The 14,304-nt window shown below is 73.6% G+C and carries 9 protein-coding genes; 5 read left to right on the forward strand and 4 right to left on the reverse strand.

The window, feature by feature from the left end; genetic code table 11:
- Positions 1–145 precede the first annotated feature (145 nt).
- Entirely contained in the window at positions 146–2,266 is a 2,121-nt protein-coding gene (gene glgX, locus ACFY8W_RS34750) for a glycogen debranching protein GlgX (protein WP_391114289.1), read from the forward strand.
- Here glgX and ACFY8W_RS34755 read toward each other — a convergent pair.
- On the reverse strand, positions 2,235–3,467 hold the full coding sequence (locus ACFY8W_RS34755; protein ID WP_391114648.1) for an MFS transporter: 1,233 nt from the start codon (positions 3,465–3,467) through the stop codon (positions 2,235–2,237). The two genes, glgX and ACFY8W_RS34755, sit on opposite strands and share 32 nt — an antisense overlap.
- Before the next feature lie 90 nt (positions 3,468–3,557).
- Between ACFY8W_RS34755 and treY the strand changes: the two genes are divergently transcribed.
- A complete protein-coding gene (treY, locus tag ACFY8W_RS34760; RefSeq protein ID WP_391114292.1) occupies positions 3,558–5,909 on the forward strand; it encodes a malto-oligosyltrehalose synthase in 2,352 nt (783 codons plus the stop codon).
- A gap of 158 nt (positions 5,910–6,067) precedes the next feature.
- Here the strand turns inward: treY and ACFY8W_RS34765 are convergent, their stop codons facing one another.
- Positions 6,068–8,242 (reverse strand): hypothetical protein, encoded by a 2,175-nt coding sequence (locus ACFY8W_RS34765; protein ID WP_391114295.1) that lies wholly within the window; start codon positions 8,240–8,242, stop codon positions 6,068–6,070.
- Between the two features lie 262 nt (positions 8,243–8,504).
- Between ACFY8W_RS34765 and ACFY8W_RS34770 the strand changes: the two genes are divergently transcribed.
- Positions 8,505–9,032 carry an SsgA family sporulation/cell division regulator gene (locus ACFY8W_RS34770; protein WP_391114298.1) on the forward strand — a complete coding sequence of 176 codons (528 nt, stop codon included), beginning with the start codon at positions 8,505–8,507 and terminating at the stop codon, positions 9,030–9,032.
- Positions 9,033–9,083: 51 nt separating this feature from the next.
- Here the strand turns inward: ACFY8W_RS34770 and ACFY8W_RS34775 are convergent, their stop codons facing one another.
- Together ACFY8W_RS34775 and ACFY8W_RS34780 are read right to left on the reverse strand one after the other, a co-directional pair.
- Positions 9,084–10,046, reverse strand: a complete 963-nt coding sequence (locus ACFY8W_RS34775; RefSeq protein ID WP_391114650.1) for a cytochrome P450 — start codon at positions 10,044–10,046, stop codon at positions 9,084–9,086.
- Between the two features lie 344 nt (positions 10,047–10,390).
- The gene (locus tag ACFY8W_RS34780) at positions 10,391–10,948 is read right to left on the reverse strand and encodes an FHA domain-containing protein (protein ID WP_391114300.1); all 558 of its coding nucleotides are present in this window, start codon (positions 10,946–10,948) and stop codon (positions 10,391–10,393) included.
- Positions 10,949–11,358: 410 nt separating this feature from the next.
- Between ACFY8W_RS34780 and ACFY8W_RS34785 the strand changes: the two genes are divergently transcribed.
- Together ACFY8W_RS34785 and treZ are read left to right on the forward strand one after the other, a co-directional pair.
- Positions 11,359–12,333: a GNAT family N-acetyltransferase gene (locus ACFY8W_RS34785; RefSeq protein WP_391114303.1), complete on the forward strand. Its 975-nt coding sequence runs from the start codon at positions 11,359–11,361 to the stop codon at positions 12,331–12,333.
- Positions 12,334–12,440: 107 nt separating this feature from the next.
- Positions 12,441–14,192 (forward strand): malto-oligosyltrehalose trehalohydrolase, encoded by a 1,752-nt coding sequence (gene treZ / locus ACFY8W_RS34790; protein WP_391114306.1) that lies wholly within the window; start codon positions 12,441–12,443, stop codon positions 14,190–14,192.
- Positions 14,193–14,304 lie beyond the last annotated feature (112 nt).

Below are 14,304 nucleotides of genomic sequence, written 5' to 3' on the forward strand. Positions count from 1 at the left end.
CCCCCCAATTCCTCAATTTTTCCCCCTATGAGGTGTGGTCACCCGGTAGGACGGGTCGAAGTCCTAGGAGGTTGCCCCTCTTTCGGGCAGGATCTGGCCGAGTCACCACCCTTGCCCCCGGATCAGAAGTGGAAGAGTTTCGCCTATGCAGGTCTGGCCGGGACAGGCGTACCCCCTGGGCGCCACCTACGACGGTGCCGGTACCAATTTCGCGGTCTTCTCGGAGGCCGCCCACCGGATCGAGCTGTGTCTGCTCGACGACGACGGCACGGAGACGGCCGTCGAGCTGCGCGAGACCGACGCGTTCGTGCGGCATGCCTATCTGCCGGGCGTGATGCCCGGCCAGCGGTACGGATTCCGGGTGCACGGACCGTACGCGCCCGAGCACGGGCAGCGCTGCAACCCCGCGAAGCTGCTGCTCGATCCGTACGCGCGTGCGATCTCGGGCGAGGTGTCGTGGGGAGAGGCGGTGTACGGATATCCGTTCGGACGGCCCGACGCCCGCAACGACCTCGACTCCGGCCCGCACACCATGACCTCGGTCGTGGTCAACCCGTACTTCGACTGGGGCGACGACCGGCGTCCGCGCACCGAGTACCACCACACGGTGATCTACGAGGCCCACGTGAAGGGCCTGACGATGCTGCACCCGGACCTGCCGGAGGAGCTGCGCGGCACCTACGCGGGGCTCGCGCACCCGGCGGTCATCGGACACCTGAAGGAACTGGGCGTCACGGCACTGGAGTTGATGCCGGTCCACCAGTTCGTCAACGACCACCGGCTGGTCGACGCGGGCCTGTCGAACTACTGGGGCTACAACACCATCGGCTTCTTCGCCCCGCACAACGCCTACGCCTCGTGGGGTGACCGGGGCCAGCAGGTCCTGGAGTTCAAGTCGGCGGTGCGGGCACTGCACCAGGCCGGCATCGAGGTGATCCTCGACGTGGTCTACAACCACACCGCCGAGGGCAACCACCTGGGCCCCACGCTGTCCTTCCGGGGCCTGGACAACCCCTCGTACTACCGGCTCGGCAACGACCCGCGGTACTACACGGACACCACCGGTACCGGGAACTCGCTGCTCATGCGGTCCCCGCACGTGCTCCAGTTGATCATGGACAGTCTGCGGTACTGGGTGACCGAGATGCACGTGGACGGCTTCCGCTTCGACCTGGCGGCCACCCTGGCCCGCCAGTTCCACGAGGTGGACCGGCTGTCCTCGTTCTTCGACCTGGTGCAGCAGGACCCGGTGGTCAGCCAGGTGAAGCTGATCGCCGAGCCGTGGGACCTGGGCGAGGGCGGTTACCAGGTGGGCAACTTCCCACCGCAGTGGGCCGAGTGGAACGGCAAGTACCGGGACTGCGTGCGCGACCTGTGGCGCGGCGAGCCGCGCACGCTCGCCGAGTTCGCCTCCCGGCTCACCGGTTCCTCCGACCTGTACCAGGACGACGGGCGGCGCCCGCTCGCCTCGGTCAACTTCGTGACCTGCCACGACGGCTTCACACTGCACGACCTCGTCTCGTACAACGAGAAGCACAACGAGGCCAACGGCGAGGGCAACCGGGACGGCGAGAGCCACAACCGCTCCTGGAACTGCGGCGCCGAGGGCGACACCGACGACATCGGCATCCGCGAGCTGCGCGCCCGCCAGACGCGCAACTTCCTGGCCACGCTGATGCTGTCGCAGGGCGTGCCGATGCTCAGCCACGGCGACGAGTTCGGCCGCAGCCAGGGCGGCAACAACAACGCGTACTGCCAGGACAGCGAGATCTCCTGGGTGCGCTGGCCGAAGCCGGGGAGCGAACCGGAGGCCACGCTCCTGGAGTTCACCCGGGCGATGGTGCGGCTGCGCCGCGACCACCCGGTCTTCCGGCGCCGCCGCTTCTTCCACGGCCGTCCCGTGGAAGGCACTCACGACGAGCTGACCGACATCGCCTGGTTCACGCCGCAGGGCGAGGAGATGACGGCCCGGGACTGGCAGGCGGCGCACGCCCGGGCGCTGACCGTCTTCCTCAACGGCAACGCGATCTCCGAGCCGGGCCCGCAGGGCGAGCGGATCTCCGACGACTCCTTCCTGCTGATGTTCAACGCCTCTTCGCAGGAGCTGGAGTTCGAGGTGCCGGACAGCCACGGCGAGTGCTGGAAGGTCGTCGTGGACACCTCCCACCCGGAGGGCATGCCGCCCGAGGAGGGCCCGCGGATGGCGGCCGGCGAGCGGGTGACGCTCGCCCCGCTCACACTGACGGTGCTGCGGCGGCCGGCCTGACCCCGGCCGGCTCCGCGCCCTGGGTACGGGGGAAGCGCACGACCCAGGAGAGCACCGCGCACGCCACGGCCGCCCCGGCCGCCACTCCGAAGGCGGCCGGGGCGCCGTGCGTCTCGGCGAGCCGGCCCGAGACGGCGAGCGCGAGGGCCTGGCCGCCGACGATGCCGCTGGTGAGGAAGGCCATGCACTCGGCGAGCCGGCCGGGCGGCGCGGTCCGCTCGGTGAGACCGAACACGGTGATGAGGTGTGGGGCGTAGGCGACGCCGAGGACGACGACGCCCGCGTACAGCCACCCCAGCGTGTCGACGAGGACCAGCGGGGCGGCGAGCACCACGAGCACGGCGGTCGCCGCCCGCCAGCGGGTGGTGAGCCCGATCCGGGCCGGCACGGCGGCCGTCGCGAAGCCCGCGGCGGCGCTCGTCACACCCATCGCCGCGTACACGAGACCGGCCTGGTCGGGCACGCCGAGGCGTCCGGTGAGGGCCGTGATCCCGGCCTGCGAGGCACCGAACATGGCGCCCTGGAGCACCATCGTGCCGCGCAGGGCGTACGTCGCCGCGGGCAGGCGCGTCCGTTCGGCGGCACTCGAACGGGTGGGCTTGGGCACCGCCGCCGACCGTGCGGTCGGGTGCAGGGCGAACGCGGTGCCGCAGCTCGCCAGCAGCGCGGCGGCGGCCAGCAGGGCCGCGGCCGGGTGGGCGGCGGAGGCCGCGAGGCCGACCAGGGCGGGGCCGAGGACGAAGGAGACCTCGTCGAGGGTGCCCTCGAAGGAGAGCACGGTCGCCACCGTCCGGTCGTCGGCACCCGCCCGCCGGGCCAGGGTCACCGAGCGGGTCCTGGACAGCGGGCCGACCTGCGGGACGGTCGCGCCGGCGAGCGCGCCGAGCGGCATCAGCAGGGCCGTGGCGGCGTCGCCCAGCGCGGCGAGCACCAGGGCGGTGACGGCGCCGGCGTTGGCGAGCGAGGCCGCGAGGACGACCGGCCGCTGGCCGTGCCGGTCCGCGAGCCGCCCGACGAGCGGCCCGGCGACCGTCTGCCCCGCGGCGAGCGCCCCCGCGACCAGGCCCGCGGTGGCGAGCGAGCCGCTGGTCCGGGCGACCAGGAGGAGGCTGCCGAGCTGGCACATGGCCGTCGGCAGCCGGCCGAGGAAGGAGACGGCCGGCAGGACCGCGCCGAGCAGCGACAGCGTGTCGCGATACATCCGGAGCATCACGCGAACGTAACGCGATGCACACGAACGGGCGCATGGGGCGATGACACAGAAGCCTCCGCGCGGGGTACGTACGTTCGCATGACGTCCTTCTCACCGGGCTCGTCCTCGGAACGCGCGCTGCCCTCCGCGACCTACCGGCTCCAGCTCCAGCCGGAGTTCCCGTTCGCCGCCGCCGAGCGGGCCGTGCCGCACCTGGCCGCTCTCGGCGTCTCGCACCTCCATCTGTCGCCGGTCCTCGAAGCGGTGCCCGGCTCGACCCACGGCTACGACGTGACCGACCACCGTTCCGTACGCACGGAACTCGGCGGCGAGGAAGGGCTGCGGGCCCTCGCCGCGACGGCCCGGGCCCACGGGCTCGGCATCGTCCTCGACCTCGTGCCCAACCACATGGCCGCCTCGCCCCGGCACAACCACGCACTGCGGGAGGTGCTGCGCGAGGGCCCGGACTCGCCGTACGCCCGCTGGTTCGACGTCGACTGGGCTGCGGGCGACGGGCGGATGCTGCTGCCGGTGCTGCCCGCCCGCCTCTCCGAGGTCCGGGACCGGATGCGGGTCACGGACGGCGTGCTCACCCTCGACGGCCAGGAGTTCCCGCTGCGCCCGGGCACCGAGGGCCTGCCGCTGGACGAGCTCCTGGACGCCCAGTGGTACCGCCTCGCGTGGTGGCGGCTGGCCCGCACCGATCTCAACTACCGGCGGTTCTTCACCATCTCGGACCTGATCGGGGTCCGGGTCGAGGACCCCGAGGTGTTCGACGCGACCCACGCGAAGATCGTCGAGCTGGTGGCGGACGGCGTCGTCGACGGACTGCGGATCGACCACCCCGACGGGCTCGCCGACCCGGAGGGCTACCTGGAGCGGCTCGCCGAGGCGACCGGCGGGCGGTGCTGGACGGTCGTGGAGAAGATCCTCACCGGCACCGAACCGCTGCCCGCCTCCTGGCCCGTGGCCGGCACCACCGGCTACGACGCGCTCCGCTACGTGGACGGACTCTTCACCGACCCGGTGGGCGCCGACGAACTGGCCGACGTCTACCGGGAGTTCGCGGGACGAGCCGGGGACAGGGGCGGCTACTGGGAGGCGACCGCGCGCCGCGCCGCGTACAAGGTGGTGACGCACGAACTGGCCGCGGAGACCGCCGCGCTGACCCGGCTCGCGGACCGGATCTGCGCCACCGACCCACGGCTGCGCGACCACGCGCCCTGGGCACTGCACACCGCGATCCTCGAACTCCTCGTCCGGGTACCGGTCTACCGGACCTACCGCACCGGCGGCGAACAGGTCCTCACCCCCGAGGCCGCGCGCGGCGCCAAGGCGGCGTTCGCCGTGCCGGAGGAGGCGACGGCGGTCGACGTGGTCCGCGACCTGGCACTCGGCGCACTCGGCGACGGGCCCGGACACCGGGCGTTCCGCGCCCGGTTCGCCCAGACCTCGTCCGCACTGCGTGCCAAGTCCGTCGAGGACACCGCCTTCTACCGCTACACCCCGCTGCTCTCGGCCAACGAGGTCGGCGGCGACCCGGGCCGGCCCGCGGTCACGCCGGACGAGTTCCACGCCTTCTGCGCCCGGCTCGCCCGCGACTGGCCCGCCACCGGCACCGTCCTCACCACCCATGACACCAAGCGCAGCGCGGACGTACGGGCCGGGATCGCCGTCCTGTCCCAGTGCCCGCGGCGCTGGGCGGAGCTCCTGGAGGAGGTCGCCGGAGTCCCGGCTCCCGATCCGCACCTGGCGTGGACCGCCTGGCAGACCGCCTTCGGCTTCGGCACGCCGGACCCGGACCGGCTCGGGCCCGCCGTCCTCAAGTCCGTGCGCGAGGCGGGGCTGCACACCTGCTGGACCGAGCCGGACCCGGCGTACGAGCGGGCGGTGACCGAGTTCGTGGCGGCGGGCCCGGGCCGGATCCCGCTGCGCACCGCCTCCGAGTCGGCCTTCGCCCTGGAGCCGCACATCCGCGCCCATGTCCTCGGCGCCGCCCTCGTCCAGTTGACCATGCCGGGCGTGCCCGAGCTGTACCAGAACACCGAGCGGGAGTACCGCGCTCTCGTCGACCCGGACAACCGTGCGCCCTTCGCGCCCGGCCCGGACGACGACAAGACGGCGCTGGTACGGGCGGCCCTGCGGCTGCGCCGCGAACATCCGGACGCGTTCGGCCCCGGCGGCGGCTACCACCCGCTGGCGGCGACCGGCCCGGCCGCCCCGCACTGCCTGGCCTTCCGCCGCGCGGACCGGGTCCTGACGGCGGTGACCCGGCTGCCGCTGCGCCTCGCGGAGGCGGGCGGCTGGCAGGACACGGCGCTCTCGCTGCCGGACGGCCGCTGGCTCGATGTCCTGGACGGGGTAAGGGAGTTCACCGGCGGCACGGACACGCCGGTGAAGCTGGCCGAGCTGTTCGAGGCGCGGCCGGTGGCCCTGCTGGTGAGGGCCTGACGACGCCGTGAGGCGCCCGAGGCACCGACGGCGCGAGGCCTCCCGAAGGGGAAGGAGAAGAGTGGGTGGGGCGAGGAGAGCGAACGGACTACAGACGATGTGGATTCGTTGTGAGAAGGAAGCCCGTTCATGGCCTCGCCCCGGGAAGAACCTAACACTCAGGCCGGGACCAGGTCGCGCAGGTTTTCCGGCGTGATCACCCGCGAGCCCGCGGGCAGGCCCTCCGGCCGCTCCAGACCGATGAAGGTGACCGGCTTCTCCGGCAGGCTCCGGCCGTCCCACGCCTCGGTCCGCGCACCCGCCCGCGTCATCAGCTCCGTCAGGTGCCGGACGGTCAGCGGGGTGCGCTCGACCAGGCCACGGACCAGGACCGCGAAGGTCACCAGGTTCTCCTCGACCCGGTTCTCCGCCGGCTCGCCCCTGAGGTACAGGTGCAGCCAACGGGCGTGCCAGCGGCCCTCGTCGTCGCGCTGGAACGCGAGCGGCAGGGCGATCCGTCCCGGCCCGCGCAGGTCCGACTTCATGCGCACGGTGCGCGGTTCGAAGGGCCGGCCGCCCTGGTCGGCCTCGCGCAGCATGAAGCCGAAGAACGACTCCTCGACGGACTCGAAGTCCTCACCGCTGTAGACGTGCACCTGCGGCACGATGAAGTCGCCGCGGACCAAGCCGAGCCGCAGGTCGATGAACTCGGTGGCGCCGTCGGGAGCTTGGACGAGGTCGCCGGAGTGGCTGCCTTCGACGTCGGTCAGCGACGTGTACGACAGCCAGGTGACGGCGTCGTAGTCGGCGTCCAGGACGAGCGCGGACAGGTCGTGGTCGGTGGTCCGGCTCCGCTCCTTCCAGTACGTGAAGAAGCGCAGCAGATCGCCCTCGACCGGCGAGACGGAGCCGCGCGGCAGGACGCCGAGACCGGCCGAGGCGGTCCGGCCGCTCAGCGGCAGCGCCACGTCCAGGACGGCCGGGTCGACGAGCAGCCGCTCCGGCACGTCGAGCCGGCGCCGGGTCTCCGTGTCGAGCAGCGCGACGAGCCGCTCGCGGACGGCGGGCGGCAGCGGCCGACGGCGGTCCTCGGTGACCCACGCACCGCCGCGCCGGTTCACGAACACCCGGCGCGGCCCGCCCCGCCCCGTACGGTTCTGGACGTGCTCGCGCACGGAGAGCACGACACGGCCCGACACGCGCGGCGCCGCCCGCTCGGCGGCGGTGAGGACGGCCTCGCGCTGCTCGCCCTCCGCGGCCGTCCTCAGCAGCCGGTCCAGGGAACGGAACAGAGCGCCGGGCGCGACGCCGGCCAGCAGCTCGGCCGCCCCGGGGACGTCGTCCTCGCCGAGGAGCTCCTCCACGCGCCGGGCGAGCGAGGGTGCCTTGCGCTCGCCGCGGGCGACGGCGAACACGTCGGCCGCGTGCGGCCACTGCGGGTACTCGTGCGGGTGCAGCCGTTCCCCGAGCCGCTTCCACGCCTCCCGGTGCGGGGGCACGTCGGCGAGCTTGGCCGGGTTCGCGGCCACGACCGCGTCGAGGGCCGCGAGCAGGGCACGGCGGTCCGGCCGGGACGGCGCGCGGAACCGCGTCGGCTCACGCAGCCCGACGTCGCCGCCCGAGAGGGCGCAGGCGAGGCGCAGGACGTCGGTGACGGTGTCGACGAGCAGTCCGGCACCGGCCCGGAGGCGGGCCCGGTTGATCACCGCACGGTTCTCCCGGACCGGGATCCGCTCGGGCTGCGGGCCGTGGGCACGATGCCGGGCGAGCACGGCGAGGTCGGCGAGGTGCTCCTCGCCGAGCGGGGTGCGGCTGCCGGCGAGCGCCAGGTAGAGGGCGGTGACCTCGTCGGCCAGGGTGCCGCCGAGGTGCAGCAGCGTGACGCGGTCGCCGACCGAGGCGACCAGCTCGTCGTGGGCGGCGAGCAGCTCCTCGTAGGAGTGCTGGTAGCGGCCGTACGTCGGCAGGGTCAGCAGGTCGAGGACGCCGTCCCCGAGCCGGGCGAGCACGGTGGGGCGCGCCGCGTCGTCCGACAGTGCCTTGACGAGGCACTCGGCCCAGAAGGCGGCGGTGTCGGGCACGTTGGCGGGGAAGTCGACGAAGTACGTGTTGTGGCGGACGTGGTCGCCGACGAGCTCGCGGACGGAGAGCAGGGTGCGGGCGGCGAGTGCGGCGACCGTCTTCTCGTCGTACGACGAGAGCGCGGCGAACAGTTCGGCCGAGAGCTTGAACCCGACGGACATCAGGGCCACGTCGAACTGCCGTGCCGCGGCGGCCCCGTCACCGGCGGGTCCGGCGGGGGCGGGAAGACGGAGGGCATGCCGGACGACCAGGCGTTCGAGAGTGTGGACCATCCGCGCATGTTCCCAGGGCCGCGCGCTGCGGCGCACACGGATTTCGCCGGATACACGTCCGGCACGCATGGGTCGGCCGACAGCGGTCAGACGCAGAGAAGGCAGACGTGCAGAAGACAGCCGGACAGCCGGACAGTCAGACCAGAGACGGCACAGGCAAGAGGCAGACGGCAGTTCGCAGACGCCAGACGGCTCACAGCAGACACACGGACACACGGACAGACAGACACGCGGCCTCCGCAGGCGCAGAGAGGAGAGCGACATGTCCGAACCCCGCCGGAGCGACGGGAGGACCGGGCACGCGGCCGGACCCGGGGCGGACCCGAGGGCCGACGCGACGGCCGACGCGTGGGTCGAACCCTGGGTCGAACCCTGGCGGACGGTCGGTCGCAGGGTGCACGCCGACCTGGAGTTCCCGATCGAGGTGGCGTTCTCCTACGATCCCGACGACCCGTGGGCGGTCCTGGTCACCTTCGGCCGGTCCGACCACGCGGTCGACTGGACCCTCTCCCGCGAGCTGCTGCACCGCGGCACCCGCACGCCGTGCGGCGAGGGCGACGTCCAGCTGTGGCCACTGCGGCAGGGCGGCCGGAAGGGCCGGCTGCGGATCCGGCTCGGCGGCACGGGAGTTCCGGTGCTCGTCGACGTCGACCGCTCCGCGCTCCGCGCCTGGCTGACGACCACCTTCGATGCGGTCCCGGCCGGGACGGAGGCGACGCGCATCGACTGGACGGCGGAGGCGGCGCACATAGGCCCGGGCGTCAGGCCGGGCCGGGAGCCCGGCGCCTAGGTGTGTTGTCCGTCTCGGGCCGCGACGCCGGCAGGATCCGGAGGGCACGCCCTAGCCTCCGGGCAGGACGATCAGGGTGCGCGGGGCGCGGGTGACGACGCCCGAGCGCTCCGGCCGGAAGCCGTCGGCGAGGCGGAGGCGCGGCATGGCCTGGAAGAGGGCGCGCAGGGCGTACTCGGCCTCCAGGGCGGCGAGGGTGACGGCGGGGCACGGACCGGGACCGTAGGTGAGCTGGCCGGGGTCGTCGCGCAGGAGGTCGAAGCGGTCCGGGTCGCGGAACCGGTCCGGGTCGCGGCCCGCGGCGCCGACGAGCAGGGCGACCGGGGCCCCGGCCGGGAGGACGCCGCCGCTGACGTGGATCTCGCCGCGGGTGCGGCGCACCATGATCTGGACCGGCGGCTCGCGGCGCAGCGACTCGGCCCAGGCGCGGGCGACGAGCCCGGCGGGGGCGTCGCGCAGGGCCTCGACCAGGTCGGCGTCGCCCAGCACGTCAGCGAGGAAGCCGGCCAGGGCCTTCTCGCGCACCGAGATCTGGGCCGTGCACTGCCCGGCGAGCGCGGAGGCGGCCCGGCCGCGCACGAGCCGCATCATGTCCCGGTACGGCACGCCCACGGCGGCGGCGACGGTGCCGGCGGGCAGCCAGTGGCAGAAGTCGGCGACCAGGTCGGCGCGCGGCCGGTCGGCGATCCGGCGCGCGAGGACGAACGCGGTGCGTTCGGCCACGGCCCGCAGCTCGGCCTCGTCGACGTCCGTGTGGGTCTCGGCGCACGGCGGGTCGCCGGGCCGGTGGCCGTGGGTGAAGCGCGCGTCGGTGAGGGCGCTCGCCACGTCGGCGTACCGGCTGAGCACCCAGGCCCGCAGCAGCGGGTCATGGGTGAGCGGGAACTCCTCGCGCAGCACCCGGTAGGTGCGGTACGGGTCCCGGGTGGAGCCGGGCTCCAGCGGGCTGGGAGCGACCCGGCGGGCGGGGCGCTCGTTGGCGGCGGTGGCGGCCGCCGACCCGGCGCGCGCCATCGCGGGCAGCGCGTTCCAGTGGTCCCGCCAGGACGTCCGCCCGGCGGTCACGTACTTCGGCTCCTCGCCCTTCGGCTCACTGCTCTTCGGCTCGCTTCCCTTGGGCTCGCTTCCCTTGGGCTCGCTGCTCTTCGGCTCGCTGCCCTCGGGCTCGCTGCTCGTCGGCTCGTCGCTCATCTGGCCCCCTACGTCGGTCAGCGGCGCGCATCACCTCAGCCCACCACCGGGGGGGCCGGGTCGCAGCAGGTACACCGCCGAACGGGTGAATCGGGATGCGAGGGGGCGGGGAGGGGATGGGGAGTACGGGTCCCGATCCGCCGCTCAGCGGGGTTCCGGTCCGCCGCTCAGTTCAGCGACAGCCGGAAGGACATCTGGCCGAAGCCCACCGCGTCCCCGGCCCGGACCACCACCGCGCCCGTGACACGGCGGCCGTTGACCGTGGTGCCGTTCGTGGAGCCGAGGTCGCGCAGGATCCAGGTGCCGTCCTGCGAGGACAGCTCTGCGTGCAGCCGTGAGACCGTCTCGTGGCTGAGCCGCAGCCCGTTCACCGGGTCGCGGCCGATCCGCAGCGGGTACGGTCCGGGGTGCGGCAGCAGCAGCTTCGGCAGGCGTTCGGCCTGCCAGGCCCGGCCGATCCTGGCCGTGAACGCCGACATCTTCTCGACCACGCCGACCACCCGCCGGGTCCAGGTCGACTCGGTCGCGAGATCGGCGGTGAGCAGGGCGAGTTCGTCGGAGCGCCGGGCGACCAGCGCCCGCTCCATGCGGAAGAGGAACGTGTCGTGCGACAGACGTCCCTGCGCCGCGCCCTCGCGGAGCACCGCGAGCGCGCGCTCCCGCTCGGCGTCGGTGAGCCGAGGGGTGTCCGGCGGTCCGGCCGGCAGCTCGTAAGGGGTCGTCACATCCGTGATTGTCCGCCGCGAGGCCCCGGGGTGTCCAGAAGGGTCCCGCGCCCCGCAGGCACCCGTACCCCGGGCTCCTGTTCCGGGCCGGGTCCGGCCCCGGCCACGCGGAACCGGAGGCGGGGTGCCGGCCGGGAACTCGCATGCCTCACGGCCCGATTGTTGCTAGGGTCGGCCGCCGCATCGCACACGTCGGTCGAACCTCCGTGATCAACGACCTTGATCGGCCAGCGTCGGCCCACCCTCGTTCGACCACCGTCGGCCCACTACCTCGTTCGACACACCGTCGGCCGACCACTCCGATCGACCACCGCCGGCCGGCCACCCCGATCGACCACCGTCGGCCGGCCACCCCGATCGACCACATCTGATCGACACCCTTGATCGACAACCCCTGGGGGACCCCTTACATGACGCCTGACCCTGCGCTCGTCGTCCGGCCGCTCTCCGGACCGCAGGAGCTCGACCTCTTCGACCGCCTCGACTACGTGCTCGACCACGAGCTCGCCGACGACCTCGCCACCGGCCGCCGCCGCCCCGAGTGGATGTGGGTCGCCCTGCGCGGCGACCGGCTCGTCGGCCGGATCAGCTGGTGGACCGGACGGCCCGGCACCGAGCCGCAGGCCCTGGACTTCTTCGACCTCGCCCCGGACCTGTCGCCCGAGGAGGCCGCGACGACCGGGCTGCGCCTGCTGCGGACGGCGAGCGCCGCCGTGCTCCGGGGCGGGCCGCGACCCGAGTACGGGCGGTTCATGCCGGCCGACTGGCGCGAGGTGCCGGAGACCCGGGCGTACCTGGAGACGCTCTTCGGCATCCTCGAGTCGACCGGCGCGCGCCCGCTCGTCGAACGGCTGCGCCTGGAGTGGCGGCCGGGCACGCCCGTACCGGAGCCGACCGGCCGCCTGGCCTTCCGGCCGGTCCGCGACCGCGAGGACCTGCTGGCGCTGATGACGCCGGTGATGGAGGGCACGCTCGACGCCCACGGCCAGGCGGACCTCGCCTCGGGGCTCTCGTCGCGAGAGGCGGCCGAACTGCACTACGACGAGGAACTCGCGCACTTCACGACGCCCCGCGAGTGGTGGCGGATCGCCGAGCTGCCCGGGACGGGTGAGCCGGTCGGCTTCGTCGTCCCCGCGCGCAACAACTACCACCCGATCATCGCGTACATCGGCGTGCTGCCCGCCCACCGTGGCCGCGGCCACGTCGACGAGATCCTCGCCGAGGGCACCCAGGTGCTGGCCGCACAGGACGGCGTGGAGCGGATCAGGGCGGCCACGGACCTCGGCAACGTGCCGATGGCGAAGTCCTTCGCCCGGGCGGGGTACGTGAACTTCGAGCGCTCGGTCAACTTCGTGTGGGACGCGCCGGGCACGCAGGGCGACTGACTGCCAGGATGGTCCTGTAGCTGTACGTCCGTGGCCGTACGTCCGTGACCGTACGCCGGTGGCCGTACGACCGGCCGTACGTCCGTCGTCGACGAGGGGACCGTCGAGTGCTGTTCGAGGTGTGGGCGCCCCGCGCCCGTGACCGGGTGACGCTGGAGCTGAACGGCGTCCGGCATCCGCTGGAGCGGGACGCCGAGCGGCCCGGCTGGTGGACCGGGGTGGTCCCGGCCGCCGACGGCGACCGCTACGGCTTCGCCCTCGACGACGGACCCCTTCTGCCCGATCCCCGGGCCCGGCGCCTCCCGGACGGCCCGGACGGTCTCGCGGCGGTCGTCGACCACGACGCGTACGCCTGGCGCCACGACACGCCGAGACTGCGGATGCGCAGCGGCGTCCTGTACGAGCTGCACGTCGGCACCTTCACGCCCGAGGGCACCCTCGACGCGGCGGCCGAGCGCCTCGGGGAGCTCGCGGGCCTCGGCATCACCCATGTGGAGCTGATGCCGCTGTGCCCGTTCCCCGGCGTGAACGGCTGGGGCTACGACGGGGTCGCGCCGTGGGCGGTGCACGAGCCGTACGGTGGGCCCGAGGCGCTGAAGCGCTTCGTGGACACCGCGCACGGCCTCGGCCTCGGCGTGGTCCTGGACGTGGTGCACAACCATCTGGGGCCGTCCGGGAACCATCTGCCGTCGTTCGGACCGTACTTCACCGAGACCCACCACACGCCGTGGGGCGCGGCGGTCAACCTGGACGCGCCGGGCTCGGACGAGGTCCGGGCGTACTTCCTGGGCAGCGCGCTGGCCTGGCTGCAGGACTACCGGATCGACGGCCTGCGGCTCGACGCGGTGCACGCGCTCGCCGACACCCGGGCGCTGACGTTCCTGGAGGAGCTGTCGGCGGCGGTGGACGAACTGGCCAAGGAGCAGGGCCGGCAGCACTTCCTGATCGCCGAGTCCGACCTCGCCGACCCACGCACGACCGCACCGCGCACGGTCGGCGGGATCGGCGTCCACGCCCAGTGGAACGACGACTTCCACCACGCCCTGCACACGGCGCTGACCGGCGAGTCCCAGGGCTACTACGAGGACTTCGCGCGCGCTCCGATGGCCGCGCTCGCCAAGACCCTGACCCGGGTCTTCTTCCACGACGGCACGTACTCCTCCTTCCGCGGCCGGCACCACGGCCGCCCGGTCGACCGGGAGCGCACGCCGGCGCACCGCTTCCTCGGCTACGCGCAGACCCACGACCAGATCGGCAACCGGGCGACGGGCGACCGCCTTTCGGCCTCCTGCTCCCCCGGCCTCCTCGCCTGCGCGGCGGCGCTCGTGCTGACCGGACCGTCGGTGCCGATGCTGTTCATGGGCGAGGAGTGGGGCGCGACGACGCCGTGGATGTACTTCACCGACCACACGGATCCGGAGCTCGCGGAGGCGGTACGGCGCGGCCGGCGGCGTGAGTTCGCGACGCACGGCTGGGCCGAGGAGGACGTGCCCGACCCGCAGGAACAGGCCACCCGAGACCGCTCGGTCCTGGACCGCGCCGAACGCGAACGCGAACCCCACAAGCGCCTGCTCGCCTGGCACCGCGAACTGATCGCCCTGCGCCGCACCCTCCCCGATCTCACCGACCCGGACCTGGCCGGCGTGAAGGTGGCGTACGACGAGGAGGCCCGCTGGCTCGTGTTCCGCCGCGGGGACATCAGGGTCGCGGTCAACCTGGGCAAGCAGCCGGCGGACATCGCCCTCGGCTCCAACGGCCGCGACCGCGTGCTGGCCGCCTGGGACAGTACGGAACCCCCCGGCCGGGACGGCCTGCTGAGCCTGCCGGCGGAATCGGCGGTGGTACTGACGGACGGCTGAGGCTGCCGGTACGCGGAGCGCTGCCCTCACGAAGCGTCAGGTCATGGCCGGATCGCTCCCTTGTGTCCCGTTCGTGTACGTGTCACACAGTTGAAGGGCGAGTGATCGGGCG

Origin of the sequence: Streptomyces sp. NPDC012637 (assembly GCF_042954805.1) — a bacterium.
Taxonomy (GTDB): Bacteria; Actinomycetota; Actinomycetes; order Streptomycetales; family Streptomycetaceae; genus Streptomyces.